This is a genomic window from Rhodococcus (subgen. Prescottella) equi, from assembly GCF_003013675.1.
Classification (GTDB): domain Bacteria; phylum Actinomycetota; class Actinomycetes; order Mycobacteriales; family Mycobacteriaceae; genus Prescottella; species Prescottella equi.
In genome coordinates this window covers 56,460-72,995 of record NZ_CP027794.1, presented here as the reverse complement: position 1 = coordinate 72,995, position 16,536 = coordinate 56,460, and the positions used below count along the sequence as shown (strand labels likewise).

Below are 16,536 nucleotides of genomic sequence, written 5' to 3'. Positions count from 1 at the left end.
CCCCACGGCCCCGAGGAGTTCCGTTGCTGCCGTCGCCGATTCGCACCATCGACGCACCGATGCCCGACATGCCGGTGCGCCGGGTCGACATCCCCGACGTGCCGGTATGGCTGGCCGACCTGCCCACCGAACCGGTGTACGTGATCGACCTGCCGCGCACACCGCTGATCGCGGCCGCGCTGCCGCAGATGCCGCGCGTGCTGATCGACGGCGAACTGATTCCGATCATCACGCAGCACTGGGTCGCCGCACTGAACGGCGAGGGCACGCTCGGGGCGCAGCTGCGCGCCCGGTCGACGGCCGACGCCGAGCTGGGCAGCACGGGCGGCATGGTCGCGGTCGCGATCCCCCGCATGTTCGCTGTCATGGCGCTCGGCGGTCTCGGCACGCTGACGGCGTCGCTCAAGGCCAAGGGGCCGGTCGTGAAGACGGCGCAGTTCAAGGGCGTTGGCTCGATGGGCCGCAAGGGCGGCATCGGCGTATCCGCAGGCAAGGCCGCGTTCAGCGGGCGCGGCACGACGTCGATGCTCGACCGGGCGCTCGCCTACGCGGACGCGCGACTGTCCGGCGGGGCGACACTGACGGCGGCGCTCGCGCTGCTCGTCGGCTGGGCGAACGCGTCGTTCAAGGGCGGGGCGTCGCTGACGGCGTCGGTCCTCGCGACGAGCAAGGTCGCCGACACGATCTTCCGTGGTGCGGGCCTGCTGAACTCGGCGACGTCGGCGCGCGGCCTGCAGTCGCCGCAGGGTTCGGCCGAGGGTTCGTTCGGCGCGCAGGTGAAGGCGATCCTGGCGATGTCGCCGCAGATGTCGGGCCTCGGATCGCTGACGGCGTCGGCGATGATGCGGGCGCTCGGGAAGCCGACGTGGGAGGGCGCCGGCACCGCGACGGGCCGAGTGTCGGCCGCGATCCGCGGCGCAGCGGGCAGCGAGGGAAACCTCGGTGTGGCGTGGCAACACGCGTACGTGCAGATCGCCGACGACTTCGACGCGTACTCCCCCGGCGCGCTGCCGTCGAACGTGTGGAACGTCTACTCGAACAAGTCGCCGGTGGTGAAGGCGAGCGGCATCATCGGCCCGCCGAACCCCGGCACCTCGGACGGCCAGTTCATCGGCGTTGCGTGGCATCGGACGCCGCTGCTGTCGACCGACCACCAGGCCGGGGTGACGATCGCGAAGAAGTCGGCGCAGAACTTCGGTGCCGGCGCGCTCGTGCGCGGCAGCATGGCGACGTCGTCGTACGTGTCGGGTTCGGTCGGCGGTGACGGCTGGCAGATTTGGACGTGCATCAACGGCAGTCTCAAGCAGCGCGGCGTCGGTGGCGGCGGCAGCGGGTACGCGGTCGGCGATCAGGTGACGATGATCGCGACGGGCGCGACGTACCAGCTCTACCTGAACGGCACGCTGCTCGGCTCGTGGACCGACTCGGCGGGTGAGTACCCGTACAACGCGAGCTATACGTACGCGGGTGTGGTGTCGTGGTCGGCGCGCGCGTTCTTCTCGAACTACTACGGCCCGGACACGGACAACTTCTTCGCCGTCGGCTGACTGCAGGCCCCCGCACCCCTCACCGGTGCGGGGGCCTTCGGTCGTTTCAGGGGCGGCGGCCGAGGATGCGCACGAACGCGGGCTGGCGGCCGTGCTTCGCGAGGAAGTCGGCCATCTCGCTCTTGATCTGCTCGACGAAGTCGCCTGCCTGTTCGGGGGTGAGGTCGTCGAAGGTGCCGTCCTGGTGGGCGATGCGGATGCGCTTGCCGTCGGCGGTGTCGACGACGCCGATGTGGTGGAGGTTGCCGTCCATCGACTCGATGATGCTCATGTGTGGCCTTCCTGGGGGTGGTGTCGAGGCTAGTTGGCGGCGCGCTGCTTGGCTGCGAGGGCGGCCCGGACGCGGGCGGCACCGTTGCGGCGGCGCTCCATCTGGTCGGGGGTGTGGTCGCAGTCGACGAACGGGGCGTCGTGCCGCTTGCCGAGGTTGTCGCAGTGCGTGCAGTCGGCGATCGCGAGGCGGGCCGCGACGAGGGTGTCGCGTTCGGACTGCAGGCGGGCGGCCTTGGCGGCTTCGACGGCGGCCTGTTCGGCGGTGTCGTGTGCGATGCGGGCGTCCTTGCAGGGGCCGCACGGTTCCGAGGTGCCGCCGGGGTGGCGGGGGCAGTGCCGCGACGTGTGGGGCGTTTCGGTGGCCAGCTCCCCACTGGCGGGGCGAACAAGGCTCAGGCGGGGAACGGGTGCCGGATCGGGCTGCTGGGCCGTCTGGTGGGCGCTGGGGGCCGAAGGCTCCCGCGGCTCGAGGGTGCTCTCGAGATTCTGCTCGAGGGGGGTCGATGCGGCGGCCGCGTCGCGCGCAGGTGACGTTCCCGACTTACGTACCCCCCCTTTTTCTTCTTCTCTCTTCTTCTTGGTTTTCATCTTCTTAAGCCCGCGATTTTCCGCCAGCGGTTTATCCGCCAGCGGAAAATCGACCGACGGTCCGACCTGCGGGTTCTCCGTGGGGCGATTTTCGACCGACGGTCCGACCTGCAGGTTTTCCGCCGGGCGATTTTCGACCGACGGTGCTTCCTCCGCGCTCGGATTCATCGCGGGATCGACGATCGTGTAGACCGTCTGGCCCATGCGGCCGCGCTCGCCGCGCACCTGCGCGCGCTGCAGGTAGCCGCACTTCTCGAGTTCCTTGAGTCCGGACTTGATCGCAGCCTCGCCGTCGGGGCCAATCTCCGCGAGCCGTTCGACCGACGTCGACCAGCCGGGCCGGTGGGACATCAGCTCGATCAGGATGCCGCGAGCCTTGTGGGTGAGTCGGCCGTCGCGAAGCCACGCATTCGGCACGATCGTGAAATTGTCCTGCGGCAGCGAATAGCCGCGCTGGATGGTGGTGGACACAGGTGCCCTCTCTCAGTCGCGAGATGCGAGGTGAGGGCTGAACCGTCCAAGAAGGTGCGGGTGCTCGTGTGTCGCACTTGCGTTCCCGCGGCGCCGATCATGTAGCATCAGTGCCGAGACGTTGGGTGGAATGCCCTCCACCTCGAAGCCTCAGACCCGGCAAGGTCTGGGGCTTCTCTCTTTTCTACGGCCGAACCGGTTGGTCGGCGCTGCCGATCAGCATATGCCCGCAGGTGAGCGGCCTGACAACCCTGCAGGTTGGGGCGCGTGTCGGTGCCCGCCCCTACACTCCGCGACATGGACCCGGAACCCGAGATGCGGTTCGACAGCTGGCACACCAACGACCTCGCGTGGCTGCTCGACGAACTCACCATCGAACCCGCCGGCGCCATATCCGAGGACACTCAGGAGCGGATCGTCCGGGCCGCCCGCGCCGAGCTTGAGCGCCGCAGGGGGCCGCACCCCAACTGAATGCCTGTAAGCTGTAACCCGAGCGCATGACCTGTGGTAGGGGCACGCCCTCAAAAATCCCCCGGTCCCGTTTCGAAAAAAAACGGGACCGGGGGATTTTTTGTGTCTAGGCAGGTTCGACGGCGCAGAACAGGCGGTGCCGCCAGTCGCCTATCCGCTTCCAGCCTGCAGCCGCTAGCGCGTTGTCGCAGCTGTCGGGGTGCCAGCCGAGCACGTCGGTGTGGTCTGCGTTGCCGACCTCCTCGCCAGTCGACTCCTGAACGACGCGGATGCGTGCGACGGCGCACGCCGAGTCGAGTATGTCGAGGCTGTCGTCAGTCCAGGAGACCTCGGGCTGCGGGTCTAGGTAGGCGACGAAGTCGGACATATGGGTTTCGTTCATGCGGTGAGAAGTCCTTCCTTCTTCCAGCGGCGAATCTTCTTCTCGTCGCGATTGAGTTCGCGGCCGATCGCGCGCATGGACATCCCTTCGGCGAGCAGGCGGGCCGCCGTCGCGATCGCTTCTTCCTCGCTCAGTTCGCTGCTGTCGGCGACAGGTTCGGGCGCGGCCGTCGGTTGCGGGCGGCGCAGCTCGAACACGCGGCCTTCTGGCTCCTGCCTGAGCGCGGTCGCCCCGGCGGTGGAGTACCGGTTCGTGGACGCGGTGACGGTCACGGGTTCGCGCGCGGGCGCGGGCGCGGGCGCGGGCGCGCGGGCAGGCTCGGGTGCGGGCGCGCTCACGCGGACAGGTTCGGGCGCGGGTTCCGGCTCAGGCACCGGTGCCGCCAGTTCCTCCGTGGGCGCGTCCGCCGGGGTCGGCTCGGGCGTCGCCTCGGGCGCAGCCGGTTCGTCCGGCACGTGGGCAGCCGGGACCGGTTCGGCAGCCGGTGCCGCCACCGTCGGCGCTTCCGCCGGCGCGGCCGCTTCCAGCTCCTCCCGCACCCGCGCGCGCACCATCACGAGGTGCGTCAGGGCGAGCGCGGTGACGGGCGGCACGACGCCGACGCCTACCGCGATGAACGGGTGCACCGGTCCGGGCGGGAGCAGGATGTGCGCCGCGTTGCCGACGATCGACACCGCCGCGGCCGCGACGAGCAGCCCCCACGCGTACCGCTTCGACGGGTGCTTCCCGAACGTGAACACCGACCGGGTCGCGACGAGGATCAGCCCGTCGACGACGAGCGGCCACGCCCGCGACTGCAGTTCGCCGAGTCCGGCGCGCAGCGCGAGGTCGGCCAGGGCGGTGTACGACAGCCACAGGCCGACGGCGGCGAGTACGTAGGTGATGGCGGCATCGACTCTTGAGACCTTCACTAGGCGCGCTTTCTGAGTGTGGGTTGCGGTAGGGGCTGCGGGTGGTGCTGTGTCTTCGTCTTGCGTTGCCGGTTCGCGGCGTACTCGCGGACGGCGTCGGAGTTCCAGATCGGTGTCGCGCCGAACTTCGCGACGGGCTGCGGCACCGGGTTCTGGACGCCCGGCCGACGTACGTAGGCGTGCCAGGTTCGCGGCTTGATGCCGAGGTAGTCGGCGCAGTCCTGCGCCGTCCACCAGTCGCCTTCGCGTGGCATCGTTCCCACCTCGATCCATGAGTGTCCTGTCTCACCAGGTTCGCATATCCGGTCTGCGAATGGCAGTCAGCGCCGCAGCTGCGGCGTGGCACGGTGCCGCACTGCGGCACATCCGGCGGGCCGACCGGGGCGCGGCACTGCGCGCCGCACCCGCGCCGCACCCTCTGACCTGCGGTTGCCGCACTGCCGCACCCCCATGCCGCAGGGGGTGCCGCACCCCCGCCGCAGCTGCGGCACCCGGTGCGGCAGGCCCCCAGCGCCGCGCTCACACCGGGGTCGCGCCGCACCGCGCGCCGCACCTACGCCGCGGCTGCGGCACCGCGCGCCGCACCTGCTGCGGCACCTGCGGCACATACGAGAAGACCCCCGACCGCGTGCCCTGCGGTCGGGGGTCTGTCGTCGTTTCGGTGGGGGTCAGAGGCGGGCGTACGCCTTGCAGATCGCGGTCGTCATGCGGGACTTGTGGCCGTGGATCGCGGGGCTGGAATCGGTGCGATAGTCGTCGGCGAGGGCGTGGTATTCCTGCGCTACGGCCTTGCAGTCGCCGAGGCGGTCGGCGCGGTCGGCGTCAATGACGGGCTGACCGAGCGCGTGGGTGACACCGGCGGTCTCGGTGAGCTTGCGGACCCGGAGAACCCAGCTGCTGCCGTGTCGGCTGATGTCGTAGCGGAGGCCGTCGAGTTCGGCGCGGTAGATGCCTTCGGTGTTGCGGCGGAAGGTGAGGGGGTGGGTGGCGGTCGCGGGCATGATGCCTGCCTTTCGGGGCGGTAGGGGCGTCAGGCCCGGTCGGCCTGACATGAAGAACATTACGTCATAAACGACCCCTTGACAAACCGGCGGAATCCCCCTGGTTGGGAGAGGAATCCGCCGGCCGACCGGCGCTCAGCTACATCGGCACGAGGTCGTACAGCGTCGCCCCCGCGGCGTCCTGCGCTTCGTCGAGGCTGTCGAACCGGACCCCGAACCCGTCGGCGTCGTCGTCGGCGAGCGGCACCCGGCCGTGGTCCTCGTGCCAGATCAGCAGCCGCGCGCCGGTGTCCCACGTGAACTCGACGACCTTCGCCCGGTACCCGCCGATCTGCAGGGTGTGCATGGCGCGGGCCTCGCAGGCGTCCAGCTCCTCCGTGGACTCCTCGGTGGCCCACTCGGAGGTTGCGGCGGCGGGGTCCGGGGTGTGGTCCGCCTGGGCGTCCTGGGTGGGCTCGTCATCGCCATAGATGACGCCGTCGAGGGCGCGGACGTAGGCGGCGAGGTAGCGGCGCTTCTCGAACAGGTCACCCAGCAGCTCGGCGAGCAGGCGCTCAGCCTTGCGGGTCCGCGCGGCCCGTGCTCGAGCGTTCGGGGTGTCGATAGCTGCGAGGGCGGCGAGGTAGGCGGCCTTGACCTGATCGGCAGGTGCGGCGCTGGCGACCTTGACGACGCGGTCGTGGATGGTGCCCATATCTCGATCCGCCTGGGCGTCCTGGGCGGGCTGCTCGGCGGTGGCCTCGCCGGCGGGGGCCTCGACGCGCTTCGCGACCCAGTCGAGGTAGGGCTTGGGGTAGGCGCCGCGAGCGCGGGCGTTCATCGTCGGGTTGGTCCATGCGACCTTCGCCTCGACGGTGGCCAGGCCGAGTCGTTCGAGGACTCGCACCGTCTTGATGCTGACCTTGTTGCCGGCGTACAGGGCGCCGTCGCGGTTGATGATGTCGAGTGCGGCGGACTGTGCGGCGGTGAGCTTCGGCATGTCGGGTTCCTTCGGTGCGGCAAGGGCGCCAGGCCCGGTCGGCTTGACATGAAGAACGATAGGTCATTTACGACGCCTTGACAAACCCGCAGGCTGGGGGTCATAAACTGCCCCTACTGCGGCACCTGTGCCGCACCAGCTGCGGCGTGCTGCCGCGCAGGTCATTCCGGGTGCCGCACTCTCGTGCCGCACCCGCGCCGCACTCGCGCCGCACAACGACAGCACCCCCCGCCGCAGGGTGCGGCAGGGGGTGCGGCAGGGGGTGGGTCAGACTGCGGCGAGGGCGGCCTCGAGGCGGGAGCGGTAGTCGGCCTCGAGGCCGGTCTCCCACTCGCGCCGCTGGATCACGGTGGAGGTGAGGAACGACGGCCGGGGCCGCTCGGCAACCAGTTCGTGGGCGGGGCCGGAGAGCAAGCTCGGCAGGGGCACGCCGGTGAACGCGCACCCGGACTCGGCGACAGCGGCGAGGATGTCCGCATGGCGGGTCCGGTCGCGGACGGTGGCGGCCTCGTGAAGGTCCGCGGCGGCCTCGACGATGATGCGGATGTACTTCGCGGGGATTTCGATTTCAGGCATGACGGGTTCCTCTCGGGGTTGCGGTAGGGGCGCAGTGCCGGGGCCGCCGATCGCGACGGCCCCGACCGGTCGGGGCTACTCGTCGACGCGGACGCAGTCGAACACGTAGCCGCCGCCGATGCCGTTCTCGGCGGTGTCGGGCAGGTCGAACCCGCCCTCGCTGTCGAAGATCGCGCCGGGGAAGTGGCGGGCGACGGTCTCGCGGCTGGTCTCGCCGAAGGTGGTGGCGAGGACGCGCTCGGGAGAGCCGACGCCGGCGGCGCGGACGACGATTACGGAGGCCATGTCGGGGCCTTTCTGTTGCGGTAGGGGCGTCGGGGCTGCTGCCCTGACATGATGAACATTACACAGGTAATGACCCCTAGTGCAACTCTGCAGGCTGGGACTCCTTTACGCCCGAAACCAAGGCTGCCCGTCGGCCGTCGCGCGCAGCTCGCGCCACACCGCCCGCGCGTACTCAAGGGCGTCCAGCTCGGCCGGGCACCGCCGCACGTGCGAGCCGATCGGGTTCCCGTCGCCGTCGCACACGGTCACCGCGTGCTCGATCGCGGGCGGGCGACCGAAGGCGCGCACGACGTACCGGTCGACGCACACGACGCGCACGTCTCCCCCGCGTGCCGCGATCGCGACCGACCGGACCAGGCTGTCGACCGGTGCGCGCATCGGGGCCTCCTTTTGGGCTTTGACCTGCGGCGACATGCCTTCAACTATACGACATAGACCTCTTGAGGTCAACGGTTTCTGCAGGTCAATCCAGGTTTTCCGCCGGCGGGGGCCTGGGTACCCACTGGGCGGACGATCGGCCCGCCCGCCTACCCGCGCCTGGTCGAGCTGCGCCACGCGGGCTGGTGGGGAGCTGGGACTCCGCGAACGACAGAACCCCCCGACCGCGTGCCCTGCGGTCGGGGGGTCCATGTGTCGGGGCTACGCGCCGTCGCGGGCCGCGATGTGTGCGGCTGCGGTCACGCGGTGCGTGTGCGCGGTCGCGAGGCCGTCGGCGACCCGGCGCAGTTCGCGGGCGACGCGCTCGACGGCGTCCGGGGTGGTGCACTTGCGCAGTGCAGCGAACTTGTCCTGCAACTCGCGCTCGAGGCGGGGCACCTCGGCCTCCGCTGCGCCGAGCAGTACGTCCTGGAAGTCCCATGCCATGATCGGCTCCTTGCTGTCGTGTGGGGCGTCGAGCCGGTCGGCCTGACGGGGTGAACTATACGCATGACACGACCCCTGGTGCAACTCCGCAGATCGGGGGTCGTATGCGGCACTGCGGCACTGCGGCGCGGTGCGGCAGCCGGTGCGGCGTCGGCTGCGGCAGGTGCGGCAGCCGCAGGTCAGGGGGTGCGGCACCCGCGCCGCACCGCCGCGGACCCCAGTGGACCACCAGCCGGACCGGGGCCGCGTGCCGCACCCTGTGCCGCACCCTGCGGCACCCCGCGCCGCACGTGGTGCGTCAGCCCCTGAAACGGGGGAAGCCCCGCCCCTTCGTGAGGGGCGGGGCTTCGCTTCGGGGCTACTCGCTGCGGCGGCGGGTCTCGCCGGTCAGCTCGTCGATCGCCCTGCAGCAGACCTCCATGAGGCGGCGGTCCGAGTCGGTGCGGAACCGACCCTCGAGGACCAGCCGCTCGCGCTGACGCTTGGTCTTTGCGAGCCGTTCGGCCAGGCCCTCGTTGCTGAGGCTTTCTGCGCCCATCGTGCGCTCCCTTCGGGTTGTGCCGGGGGTGGCAGCCCCCGGCGGGGGTGTCGGGCCGGTCGGCCTGACATGAAGAACATTACACAGGAAACGACCCCTTGACAACTCCGCAGCGTGGGGTCAGTTTCTACCCCTTGTTTCGGTGCAATCCAGGCGCGCGCCTTGCCGGTCGACCGTCAGGCCCAGTGCCGAAGCATCGCGTCGAGCGTGCGGGCGTAGGCGTACGGCTGCCCCCGATAGGGCCACAGCACGTGCATGAGCTGATTGCCCTCGCCGTCGGTGACCTTCACCTCGATCTCGGCGCCGACGACGCGAGCGCGGGCGGTGTACCCGGACGCCTCGTAAGCGCACTTCGTCGACGTCGCGCGGTCGAGGTTCGCGAACAGGCCCCGCGAGTTGGTGGCCTCGAACTCGGCCGGGGTCGGGCGGGTTCCTTCGTGCATGACTTCCTCCGTGGTGGGGTCTCGGTTGCCGGCGGCCGACACCTGCGGCCCGGCCTGACCGAGTGAACGATACGCAGGAAACGACCCCTTGACAAACCGCGAGGCTGGGGTCTGATTCTGCCCCTTGTTGGCGCATCGAAACGGGCCGCGCTACCGGCGGGCGGCGCCACCCTAAAGGGGTCGGTTGCAACCCCTGGTCAGGTGATTTGTCAAGGGGTCGGATATGACGTAATGTTCATCTCGTCAGGCCGACCGGCTTCGACACACTTCGAACGAAGGTGCACCACATGACCTACAGCCTCCACATCGCCACCTCGGCCCTCGAGGCGGCCGCCGACGCCGCCGACACCGCCCTCGCGATGTCGCGGTCGATGCGGGACGCCCGGCTCGCCGTCGAGACCGGCATCCGCGAGGACGGGCAGAACTGCCTGCTGCTCGTCGCCGAACACGCCTCCGACGTGCCGGTGTTCGTCGCGGCGCTCGCGGCGGACCAGGCCGACGCGCTGGACGTCGAGTTCCTGCACTTCGTGGCGACTCTGTCGACCGGATGCGCGATCGAGGCCCGCCCGGACGGCCTCGTCGCCGCGAAGTTCGTCGACGTGCTGCCGCAGTACGGCGACGCGCCGAGCGTCTGGCGCTGGTACTAGTCGACGCGAACACCCCGGCCGCAGGGCACGCGGCCGGGGTGTTCCCGTACCCCCAACTGGGGGCAGTTTATGACCCTGGCCTGCAGGGTTGTCTAGGGGTAGGTAATGACCTATAGTTGGTCATGTCAGGCCGACCGGCCCGACACCCCGGCGGGGGGTTCCCGCCCGAGTCCTACGGAGGACGGCATGTCGAACACCGCCCCTACCACCTACCGCCTGACCCGCGCCCTCGCGATGGTCGCCCGCGCGAAGACCGACCCGGCCGTCGCCGGTGCGCTCGCCGCCTGGGAGGCCGAAGCTCGCAACCTCGGCGCGACCGAAGCGCAGATCGAGTCCGCCCGGTAGGCAGGTGCGGCGGGGGGCGTGGGTGCCGCCCCCCGACGCCCGCTCATCATAGGCCCGCCCCTCACCCGAGGGGCGGGCCTTCTGCGTTGTCGAGGCCCCAGTCCCCACTGGCCGTCCGCGTGTAGCTCGACCGGGTCGACGCCCGAGCGCGGCCCCGTGGTGGCCCTGGTGGTCCGCTGGCGTCCGCCTGCCGGCCGATGCCCCGCCGCCTCGTCGGCGGCCCACCCCCAGGCGCCCACCAGGCTCCCCGCGCGTACGGCAACGGCCGCGTGTCCCGGCGGGGGTGCACGCGGCCGTCTGGTGGGGCGTCAGGTCCGGTTGCGGACCGGTTGCTTGCTACCCGTGAACCTCGGTCCCGTCGGCGAGGACGTACCGGAACCAGTCGTCGGCGTTGTCCCGGATCAGGGCGTCGACGTGGGTCTCGGGCAGGTTCACCGAGCGGGCGAGGATCGAGAGCTGGGAGAGGTTCTCGATAGCCCCCGCGTACTCCTCGGTCAGGCGGCCGTTGTCCGCGTCGCGCGGCAGAATCCCGCGTTCGAGGTCTTCGATTGCCTGCCGGGCGTTGCGCTCGAGGTCGCGGGCGGTGCGGCGGGCGACGCGCCCGGCGGCGGCGATCGAGTTGGCGATGGTGACGCAGACCGGGAGTTCGACGGTGATCGTGGTCGGCTTCGGCATGATTCCTCCAAGGGGGCGGTAGGGGCGCCGGGCGGGCTGCCCGACATGAAGAACATTACACAGGAAACGACCCCTTGACAAACCGAGAGGTCGGGGGTCATAAACGACCCTTCGAGGGCGGGGCCTCGCGACCCCGCCCCCGCGCTCACTACCGGAGCACGAACTCCGCGTGTTCGAACAGCCGGTTGAACACCTGCTGCCACGACCGCGCGATCGCCTCGTAGTCGGTCCCTCCGCGGGAGGCGGGGGTCGGGGCGAGCTGCAGGCCGATCTGCCCGGTGGGCTTGTCGGCCCCCAGGATCGACGGCGCGAAGTCCTTGCCGGGAAGGGTCCACAGCTCGCCCCACGACTTCGTCGACAGGGAGAACACTTCGACGGCGAAGGACGACTGGTAGGCGTAGGTCTGGTCAATCGACAGGGTGTAGCGAACCGGGAAGCCGTGCAGGCGCTGGGTCACCTGCGGGAGCGTGACGCGGGCGGCGCCGCCGGCGCAGCTGTACGCGTACCGGACCATCTCGCCGGTGATCGTCGGGGCCTCGGTCTTGCTGTCGGAGATCATGTCGGCCTGCTTTCTGTTGCGGTAGGGGCGTCTCGGCCGGTCGGCCTGACGAGATGAACTATACGCACGACACGACCCCTTGTGCAAATCGGGGGCAACCGTGCAGGTTGGGCCGGATATTGCCCCTCGTGCCGCACCCCGCCGCACCGCCGCCGCGCCCCGCCGCACGCCGCGCGGCGCCCCGGTCGGCCGTCGCCCCTCGCGATCGCCGCCGCACCGGTGCCGCACCGTCTTGCAGGGCGCCGCACCCCGCCCGCCGCACCGGTGCCGCACCCTCGCCGCGCCTGCGGCACCCAGCCGCCGCGCCTGCGGCGCAGACTGCGGCACGTGCGGCAACCGCAGGTCACAGCCATGCCGCACCCCGCCGCACCCGGAACTCAGCCCCAGCTCCCCACGTGTGGACCCGGCCCGCCGGCGTCGGCCCCGCCGCACCGGTGCCGCACCCCGGTCCGGCTGGTGGGGAACTGGCGCCGCACCCCCGCCGCACGCCGCGCGGCACCCGCGGCACCCGCGGCACCGGGCGATCGCCGCCCCCCACGGCCCACCGGGCGGACGGGCGCGCCGCACCGCAGCCGCCGCACCGCGCCGCGCCTCGCAGTGAACCCCCAGCGAATATGGGGAACCCCCCGACCGCGTGCCCTGTGGTCGGGGGGTTCGTGTGTTGCTCGGCTGTCAGTAGATCAGCTTCGCGATGCGGTCGCTGAGCACCGCAGCCCGCGCGTAGGTCGTCTCCGCGACGAACCGGGCCGCCCGGATGTGGCGGCGGCGAGTGCGCCACGGGAGCGCCTTTCCGGCCGGACCCTGCAGGGCGTCGAGGCGGGCCTGGAAGTGCCAGTAGCCCTCGACGAGCTGAGCGAGCTGGTCCGCGAGGTCGGCGTCGGCGACGGCCGCGGAGTAACGCTCGGCATCGGCGAAGCGTGCCTTGCGGGTGATGGTTGCGAGCATGTCGTCCTCCTGTGGGGACTGGGGCGGGAACCCCCCGCCGGGGGCCAGGCCCTGTCGGCCTGACATGAAGAACTGTAGGTCAGAAACAACCCCTTGACAAACCAAGAGGCCAGGGGTCATAAACCGCCTATGGTTCGAACACGGGAAAGGCCCCGGCGCGCGGTGCGTCGGGGCCTTTCCGGTCGGGCTTCTACTTGCGGCCGCGAAGGCGCGCGAACGCCGCCGAGTGCGCGACCGTGATGTCGGCGTCGTCGCCGTGCGCCAGCATCTCGTCCGTGTCGGCGTCGTACAGACCGACGGCCCACCCGTTGCCCTCGTCGGGGGTGTCGGCGAGGCCGCCCTCGATCGTGTTGGTGGCGAGGAAGAACATCACGCGGTTATCCGGCGACAGCCCGGCGGTGCCCTCGATCGCGAGGAAGTTCCCGCCGGTGCAGCGGATGCCCGCCATGCCGCCGCGCTCGGTCAGGGCGGTCAGCTCGGCGTCGTAGCGGTCCGAGAACAGGGTCACGAGCGGGTCGACGTACGGCTCCACGATCGCGCGGGCGTGGGCGGCGCGGACCTCGGCAGCGCGCCCCTCGGTGGCGGTGGCGAGCTGGGCGGCGGTGGTAGGGGCGGTCATTTGCTGACTCCTTGCTGTGAGTGTCGGGCGCTGTTGCCCGACGTGATGAACTGTAGGCCGTATATGACCCTGGGACAAACCTGCAGGCTGGGGGTTGTTTGCTACCCCCGGTGGGGGGCGTCCCGGCACCCTCGGGACGCCCCCGATCGCCTACGCGATCCCGTCGAGTTCCCCGCTGCGGCGCAGCAGGGTGACGAGCTTCGACAGCTCGAGGCGGTCGTCCAGCTCACGCCGGATCGCCGCCGCCGGGCGGGACGAATCCAGCGCAACCGCGAGGGTCGCGACCGACTCGGGGAGCCGTGCGGCGCGCACCTCGGCGTCGGTGCCCTCGGCGCCGATGCGCACCAGCTCGGCCTGGTCCGCGTCCGCCTGCTCGCGCAGGGCGGCGAAGTCCGCCTCATCGGCGGTGACGAGGTTGAACGTTGCGGTCATGTTGACCACCCCTTTCGGGTTGTGCGGGGATGCCCCCCGCGGGGCGCCCGGCCGGTCGGCCGAACACCATGAACAATACGCAGGAAACTACCCCTAGACAAACCGAGAGGTTGGCGGTCATTTCGCTGACACGGCGATGCGCACAAGTCAACCCGGACTACTGTTCAACCGCGGTTCAGCAGCCGCGACACACGAGGGAGGCAGCGGGGATGATCGCTTGCTCTGCGACGCCGGCGGAAGACCGCCCGGCCGCGCAGCTTGGGTCGGACCGGTGGCACCGGGTCGACGACGTCCTGCAGGTCTTCGTGCACGTGAACGAGGCCGGGACCGGGTGGCAGCTGGACGAGTCGATCGTCGACGGCCGCCCACTGACCGGCATCGGCGTCGACGCAGGGGAGTGCGAGTGCACCGATCAGGTGGGGCACGCGCGCGCCGTCGGGCACGCGACACTGTCGACGCCGTACCCGACCGCCGAGGCCCTGATGCGCCTACTCGCGGACGCGCTCGGGTTCGAGGTGCGCCCACGCGCCTGACCCCGTCGCCCGGCCGAGACCCCAGTTCGCTACGAGCTGGGGTTTCCGCGTTCCTGGGGCCTGGCTGCCCACTGGGCGCCCGAAGGGGTGTCCCGGCTACATCGGGCGCGGGCGTCCCGGTTCGGCGCGCAGCGTGGCCCGATCACCGGGGCGGGGCGCCTGCACCGCGCGACCGCGGCCGCCCGACGTGGACATGAGGCAATTTATGACCCCTGGCCTGCGGGTTTGCACAAGGGGTTGTTTGTGACGTAATGTTCTTCATGTCAGGCCGACCGGGCCTGGCAGGCAGTACAAGTCAACAGAGTGAAGGGAGCGCAACATGCGCGTCCAGGGTTTCTCCGCGCAGGACTGGGAGTTCTTCGAGAACGTCGAGCACGGACCCGATCGCGAGTGCGGTTGCATCAACTGCCTCTCGCAGGGCCTGCACGACAACCCGCCCGGCGTGAAGTGCCTGCACGACCGCCGCACCCAGTGCTACTGCACCGGTTGCTGCACCGGCACCACCCCGAACCCGCCCGGTGAGATTTGCCTGCTCGGCTAGCTCACCGCCCCCGGCCGCAGGGCACGCGGCCGGGGGCACCCCCCTTCACTCCCTGGTCAGGGCGAACCACCCCCGGTTTGCACTAGGCACAGGATATGACGTAAAGTTCAACCCGTCAGGCCGACAGGCCGGGCAGCCCCTACCACGACAGAAAGGTCAGCTCACATGACTGACAACATCACCGCCGAGCGCCGCGCCAAGAAGCTCGAAACGATCCGCGGCCTGTTCCGCAAGGCCCAGGACGTCGCCGGAACCCCGGAAGCCGACGTGTTCAACGAGAAGGCGATCGCGCTGCTGGCGAAGTACGGCATCGACGAAGCGGAGGCCCTGCGCCGCGACAGCGACGGCCCCGCCCCGATCGTGCACACGACGTTCAACCTGAGCGGCAAGTACCTCACCGTGCAGCGGTCGCTCCTGCAGATGATCGCGGAATCGCTGCACTGCTCCGCGATCACCGCCGGTGGCACGTTCAGCAGCCCCGACGCGACGGACTACCTGTACGGGACCGAGCTGAACGTCGACCGGGTGCGGGTGCTGTTCTCGATGCTCAACTCGCAGATGCTCGTCGGGGCCTCCCGCGTGAAGCCGCCCGCCGGGTCGCGCACCGCCACGGCGACCTTCCGCCGCTCCTGGATGCTCGGCTTCTACCAGACGATCTCCGAGCGGCTCGGCCAGGCCGAAACGCAGGCGACCGAAGCGGCCGGGCCGGGCGCTGCGCTCGTGCTCGTCGACGAGGCGAAGCGGGCGAATGAGCAGCTCCGCGCCGACCTGCTCGGGCCTCGCACCCGCGTTATCTCGAACCGCTACCGGGGCGGCTACGACCCCGGCGCGGGCGACGCAGGCAAGGAGGCGGGCAACCGCGCGAACGTCGGCGACACCGCCCTGAACGGCCGCCGCGCGCTGACCGCCTAGTCCACAACTACGGCCCCCGCTCACGTTTCTGCACGTGGGCGGGGGCCGTTCACCCCTCGGTAGCGTTGACCGACCGTTCGTCTGGTTCGGGACTAAAGTCCCAAACAGGCCCCGCTACCAGGCGAAATGGTGAAACCCTGGACTACTTAGAATCGAGTCTCTTATGACTGCAACTGCCAAGCATTCAGAACCCGAATCGAACGGCGCGTTCACGAAGAACCCCAATCTCGGCGGATTCGACGACTTCGCAAAATCTCTCGTCCGGCGCGCGATCAAGGCGGGGTGGCTCGCTCGCCGGTCGGCGAAAGGGCACATGCTGCTGTACGCGCCCGACGGCAAGACGACGACGTCGATCAGCCGCGACATGTCGGCCCCGCGTGTTCGCGAGAACGCAGAGAAGCCGATCAAGGCGTGGGAGCGGAAGTCGAAGATCACGCTTCCCGAGCCGGTCGGCGGGACGTACGTGTGCCCGAACCCTGCCGAGTGCGGCGGGTACCTCACCGACAAGCGCATGGCGATGGTCTCGCACCTGTCGAACAGTCACGGCCCGGACCGCCTGTGCGTCCTGTGTGACCGCAAGTTCGCGAGCACGCCCGCGTACTCGCGGCACATGCGCGGGCATGAGGACGAGCTGCAGCTGTCGGACACGCCCGCGCGGGACGTCGCGCCGGCGGAGCCTGTGGTCGCCACCACGGACACGGCGCCGTCGTTGCCGGTGCATGTGCCCGCCCCGGTCCCGTCGGTCCTGCAGGTGGCCGCTGGGCCGGAAACCGCGGAGACCGACGAGGCGCCTGCAGGGTTCGAGGCGTGGTCGACGGTCGACCTGATCGCCCGCGCGCGGGAGAACGCGGAGATTATGGACATCCTGCACCGTCGGCTCGACGACAAACTCGCACACCTCGATCTGGCTCGCGAAGCACTGGCCGATCTGAACCTGTAGGACCGCCGCACGGGCTGGTCAGGGGCGTTTATGACTCCTGGCCAGCCTGTTTGTCATAG

26 protein-coding genes are annotated in these 16,536 nt (G+C 70.4%); 8 read left to right on the top strand and 18 right to left on the bottom strand.

Annotation, left to right across the window (positions count from 1 at the left end; translation table 11 throughout):
* Positions 1 to 23: 23 nt before the first annotated feature.
* Positions 24 to 1,547, top strand: coding sequence for a hypothetical protein (locus C7H75_RS25000; protein ID WP_106852180.1), 1,524 nt, complete (start codon positions 24 to 26; stop codon positions 1,545 to 1,547).
* Positions 1,548 to 1,593: 46 nt separating this feature from the next.
* On the opposite strand, the gene C7H75_RS24995 is transcribed toward C7H75_RS25000, so the two are convergent.
* Both C7H75_RS24995 and C7H75_RS24990 read right to left on the bottom strand, forming a co-directional pair.
* Positions 1,594 to 1,818 (bottom strand): hypothetical protein, encoded by a 225-nt coding sequence (locus tag C7H75_RS24995; RefSeq protein WP_106852179.1) that lies wholly within the window; start codon positions 1,816 to 1,818, stop codon positions 1,594 to 1,596.
* A 29-nt stretch (positions 1,819 to 1,847) separates the two neighbouring features.
* Positions 1,848 to 2,879, bottom strand: coding sequence for a helix-turn-helix domain-containing protein (locus C7H75_RS24990; RefSeq protein ID WP_106852178.1), 1,032 nt, complete (start codon positions 2,877 to 2,879; stop codon positions 1,848 to 1,850).
* 297 nt (positions 2,880 to 3,176) lie between these two features.
* Here C7H75_RS24990 and C7H75_RS25810 point away from each other — a divergent pair, with 297 nt between their 5' ends.
* Positions 3,177 to 3,350: a hypothetical protein gene (locus C7H75_RS25810; protein WP_159026024.1), complete on the top strand. Its 174-nt coding sequence runs from the start codon at positions 3,177 to 3,179 to the stop codon at positions 3,348 to 3,350.
* 106 nt (positions 3,351 to 3,456) lie between these two features.
* Here the strand turns inward: C7H75_RS25810 and C7H75_RS24985 are convergent, their stop codons facing one another.
* From C7H75_RS24985 to C7H75_RS24940, 11 genes are all read right to left on the bottom strand, one after another.
* Positions 3,457 to 3,732 (bottom strand): hypothetical protein, encoded by a 276-nt coding sequence (locus tag C7H75_RS24985; protein ID WP_159026023.1) that lies wholly within the window; start codon positions 3,730 to 3,732, stop codon positions 3,457 to 3,459.
* Positions 3,729 to 4,643, bottom strand: coding sequence for a DUF2637 domain-containing protein (locus tag C7H75_RS24980; protein ID WP_159026022.1), 915 nt, complete (start codon positions 4,641 to 4,643; stop codon positions 3,729 to 3,731). Before C7H75_RS24980 ends, C7H75_RS24985 begins: the two co-directional genes overlap by 4 nt.
* Positions 4,643 to 4,897, bottom strand: coding sequence for a hypothetical protein (locus C7H75_RS25805; RefSeq protein WP_159026021.1), 255 nt, complete (start codon positions 4,895 to 4,897; stop codon positions 4,643 to 4,645). Before C7H75_RS25805 ends, C7H75_RS24980 begins: the two co-directional genes overlap by 1 nt.
* Before the next feature lie 414 nt (positions 4,898 to 5,311).
* Positions 5,312 to 5,644 (bottom strand): hypothetical protein, encoded by a 333-nt coding sequence (locus tag C7H75_RS24975; RefSeq protein ID WP_106852175.1) that lies wholly within the window; start codon positions 5,642 to 5,644, stop codon positions 5,312 to 5,314.
* A gap of 139 nt (positions 5,645 to 5,783) precedes the next feature.
* Entirely contained in the window at positions 5,784 to 6,623 is an 840-nt protein-coding gene (locus C7H75_RS24970) for a hypothetical protein (protein WP_106852174.1), read from the bottom strand.
* A 267-nt stretch (positions 6,624 to 6,890) separates the two neighbouring features.
* Complete coding sequence (locus tag C7H75_RS24965; RefSeq protein ID WP_106852173.1) at positions 6,891 to 7,199, bottom strand: hypothetical protein; 309 nt, start codon at positions 7,197 to 7,199, stop codon at positions 6,891 to 6,893.
* A 75-nt stretch (positions 7,200 to 7,274) separates the two neighbouring features.
* A complete protein-coding gene (locus C7H75_RS24960) occupies positions 7,275 to 7,484 on the bottom strand; it encodes a hypothetical protein (RefSeq protein ID WP_106852172.1) in 210 nt (69 codons plus the stop codon).
* Between the two features lie 105 nt (positions 7,485 to 7,589).
* Complete coding sequence (locus C7H75_RS24955; RefSeq protein WP_159026020.1) at positions 7,590 to 7,862, bottom strand: hypothetical protein; 273 nt, start codon at positions 7,860 to 7,862, stop codon at positions 7,590 to 7,592.
* A 261-nt stretch (positions 7,863 to 8,123) separates the two neighbouring features.
* The gene (locus C7H75_RS25800; protein WP_159026019.1) at positions 8,124 to 8,348 is read right to left on the bottom strand and encodes a hypothetical protein; all 225 of its coding nucleotides are present in this window, start codon (positions 8,346 to 8,348) and stop codon (positions 8,124 to 8,126) included.
* 358 nt (positions 8,349 to 8,706) lie between these two features.
* On the bottom strand, positions 8,707 to 8,886 hold the full coding sequence (locus C7H75_RS24945) for a hypothetical protein (RefSeq protein WP_106852169.1): 180 nt from the start codon (positions 8,884 to 8,886) through the stop codon (positions 8,707 to 8,709).
* Positions 8,887 to 9,062: 176 nt separating this feature from the next.
* Positions 9,063 to 9,329, bottom strand: a complete 267-nt coding sequence (locus C7H75_RS24940; protein ID WP_159026018.1) for a hypothetical protein — start codon at positions 9,327 to 9,329, stop codon at positions 9,063 to 9,065.
* 287 nt (positions 9,330 to 9,616) lie between these two features.
* On the opposite strand from C7H75_RS24940, the gene C7H75_RS24935 reads away from it, so the two are divergent.
* Both C7H75_RS24935 and C7H75_RS25795 read left to right on the top strand, forming a co-directional pair.
* Positions 9,617 to 9,976, top strand: a complete 360-nt coding sequence (locus C7H75_RS24935) for a hypothetical protein (RefSeq protein ID WP_106852167.1) — start codon at positions 9,617 to 9,619, stop codon at positions 9,974 to 9,976.
* A gap of 186 nt (positions 9,977 to 10,162) precedes the next feature.
* The gene (locus C7H75_RS25795) at positions 10,163 to 10,321 is read left to right on the top strand and encodes a hypothetical protein (protein ID WP_159026017.1); all 159 of its coding nucleotides are present in this window, start codon (positions 10,163 to 10,165) and stop codon (positions 10,319 to 10,321) included.
* A gap of 336 nt (positions 10,322 to 10,657) precedes the next feature.
* Here the strand turns inward: C7H75_RS25795 and C7H75_RS24930 are convergent, their stop codons facing one another.
* The 5 genes from C7H75_RS24930 to C7H75_RS24910 all read right to left on the bottom strand — a co-directional run bounded on the left by C7H75_RS24930 (position 10,658) and on the right by C7H75_RS24910 (position 13,551).
* Positions 10,658 to 10,996 (bottom strand): hypothetical protein, encoded by a 339-nt coding sequence (locus C7H75_RS24930; RefSeq protein WP_106852166.1) that lies wholly within the window; start codon positions 10,994 to 10,996, stop codon positions 10,658 to 10,660.
* A gap of 148 nt (positions 10,997 to 11,144) precedes the next feature.
* Positions 11,145 to 11,555 (bottom strand): hypothetical protein, encoded by a 411-nt coding sequence (locus C7H75_RS24925; RefSeq protein ID WP_106852165.1) that lies wholly within the window; start codon positions 11,553 to 11,555, stop codon positions 11,145 to 11,147.
* 672 nt (positions 11,556 to 12,227) lie between these two features.
* Entirely contained in the window at positions 12,228 to 12,500 is a 273-nt protein-coding gene (locus tag C7H75_RS24920) for a hypothetical protein (RefSeq protein ID WP_106852164.1), read from the bottom strand.
* Positions 12,501 to 12,690: 190 nt separating this feature from the next.
* Positions 12,691 to 13,119 carry a hypothetical protein gene (locus tag C7H75_RS24915; protein ID WP_106852163.1) on the bottom strand — a complete coding sequence of 143 codons (429 nt, stop codon included), beginning with the start codon at positions 13,117 to 13,119 and terminating at the stop codon, positions 12,691 to 12,693.
* Between the two features lie 150 nt (positions 13,120 to 13,269).
* Positions 13,270 to 13,551: a hypothetical protein gene (locus C7H75_RS24910; RefSeq protein ID WP_159026016.1), complete on the bottom strand. Its 282-nt coding sequence runs from the start codon at positions 13,549 to 13,551 to the stop codon at positions 13,270 to 13,272.
* 209 nt (positions 13,552 to 13,760) lie between these two features.
* On the opposite strand from C7H75_RS24910, the gene C7H75_RS24905 reads away from it, so the two are divergent.
* The 4 genes from C7H75_RS24905 to C7H75_RS24890 all read left to right on the top strand — a co-directional run bounded on the left by C7H75_RS24905 (position 13,761) and on the right by C7H75_RS24890 (position 16,477).
* Positions 13,761 to 14,084: a hypothetical protein gene (locus C7H75_RS24905; protein WP_106852161.1), complete on the top strand. Its 324-nt coding sequence runs from the start codon at positions 13,761 to 13,763 to the stop codon at positions 14,082 to 14,084.
* 319 nt (positions 14,085 to 14,403) lie between these two features.
* Positions 14,404 to 14,625, top strand: a complete 222-nt coding sequence (locus tag C7H75_RS24900; RefSeq protein WP_106852160.1) for a hypothetical protein — start codon at positions 14,404 to 14,406, stop codon at positions 14,623 to 14,625.
* Positions 14,626 to 14,790: 165 nt separating this feature from the next.
* Entirely contained in the window at positions 14,791 to 15,537 is a 747-nt protein-coding gene (locus C7H75_RS24895) for a DUF2786 domain-containing protein (protein WP_106852159.1), read from the top strand.
* 163 nt (positions 15,538 to 15,700) lie between these two features.
* Positions 15,701 to 16,477 (top strand): hypothetical protein, encoded by a 777-nt coding sequence (locus C7H75_RS24890; protein WP_106852158.1) that lies wholly within the window; start codon positions 15,701 to 15,703, stop codon positions 16,475 to 16,477.
* The last annotated feature ends 59 nt before the right edge of the window (positions 16,478 to 16,536 follow it).

Coding starts and splice junctions, on each gene's coding strand:
- C7H75_RS24995 (WP_106852179.1), bottom strand. CDS start 1,818: ATGAGCATCATCGAGTCGATGGACGGCAACCTCCACCACATCGGCGTC.
- C7H75_RS25810 (WP_159026024.1), top strand. CDS start 3,177: ATGGACCCGGAACCCGAGATGCGGTTCGACAGCTGGCACACCAACGAC.
- C7H75_RS24985 (WP_159026023.1), bottom strand. CDS start 3,732: ATGAACGAAACCCATATGTCCGACTTCGTCGCCTACCTAGACCCGCAG.
- C7H75_RS25805 (WP_159026021.1), bottom strand. CDS start 4,897: ATGCCACGCGAAGGCGACTGGTGGACGGCGCAGGACTGCGCCGACTAC.
- C7H75_RS24975 (WP_106852175.1), bottom strand. CDS start 5,644: ATGCCCGCGACCGCCACCCACCCCCTCACCTTCCGCCGCAACACCGAA.
- C7H75_RS24970 (WP_106852174.1), bottom strand. CDS start 6,623: ATGCCGAAGCTCACCGCCGCACAGTCCGCCGCACTCGACATCATCAAC.
- C7H75_RS24965 (WP_106852173.1), bottom strand. CDS start 7,199: ATGCCTGAAATCGAAATCCCCGCGAAGTACATCCGCATCATCGTCGAG.
- C7H75_RS24960 (WP_106852172.1), bottom strand. CDS start 7,484: ATGGCCTCCGTAATCGTCGTCCGCGCCGCCGGCGTCGGCTCTCCCGAG.
- C7H75_RS24955 (WP_159026020.1), bottom strand. CDS start 7,862: ATGCGCGCACCGGTCGACAGCCTGGTCCGGTCGGTCGCGATCGCGGCA.
- C7H75_RS25800 (WP_159026019.1), bottom strand. CDS start 8,348: ATGGCATGGGACTTCCAGGACGTACTGCTCGGCGCAGCGGAGGCCGAG.
- C7H75_RS24945 (WP_106852169.1), bottom strand. CDS start 8,886: ATGGGCGCAGAAAGCCTCAGCAACGAGGGCCTGGCCGAACGGCTCGCA.
- C7H75_RS24940 (WP_159026018.1), bottom strand. CDS start 9,329: ATGCACGAAGGAACCCGCCCGACCCCGGCCGAGTTCGAGGCCACCAAC.
- C7H75_RS24935 (WP_106852167.1), top strand. CDS start 9,617: ATGACCTACAGCCTCCACATCGCCACCTCGGCCCTCGAGGCGGCCGCC.
- C7H75_RS25795 (WP_159026017.1), top strand. CDS start 10,163: ATGTCGAACACCGCCCCTACCACCTACCGCCTGACCCGCGCCCTCGCG.
- C7H75_RS24930 (WP_106852166.1), bottom strand. CDS start 10,996: ATGCCGAAGCCGACCACGATCACCGTCGAACTCCCGGTCTGCGTCACC.
- C7H75_RS24925 (WP_106852165.1), bottom strand. CDS start 11,555: ATGATCTCCGACAGCAAGACCGAGGCCCCGACGATCACCGGCGAGATG.
- C7H75_RS24920 (WP_106852164.1), bottom strand. CDS start 12,500: ATGCTCGCAACCATCACCCGCAAGGCACGCTTCGCCGATGCCGAGCGT.
- C7H75_RS24915 (WP_106852163.1), bottom strand. CDS start 13,119: ATGACCGCCCCTACCACCGCCGCCCAGCTCGCCACCGCCACCGAGGGG.
- C7H75_RS24910 (WP_159026016.1), bottom strand. CDS start 13,551: ATGACCGCAACGTTCAACCTCGTCACCGCCGATGAGGCGGACTTCGCC.
- C7H75_RS24905 (WP_106852161.1), top strand. CDS start 13,761: ATGATCGCTTGCTCTGCGACGCCGGCGGAAGACCGCCCGGCCGCGCAG.
- C7H75_RS24900 (WP_106852160.1), top strand. CDS start 14,404: ATGCGCGTCCAGGGTTTCTCCGCGCAGGACTGGGAGTTCTTCGAGAAC.
- C7H75_RS24895 (WP_106852159.1), top strand. CDS start 14,791: ATGACTGACAACATCACCGCCGAGCGCCGCGCCAAGAAGCTCGAAACG.
- C7H75_RS24890 (WP_106852158.1), top strand. CDS start 15,701: ATGACTGCAACTGCCAAGCATTCAGAACCCGAATCGAACGGCGCGTTC.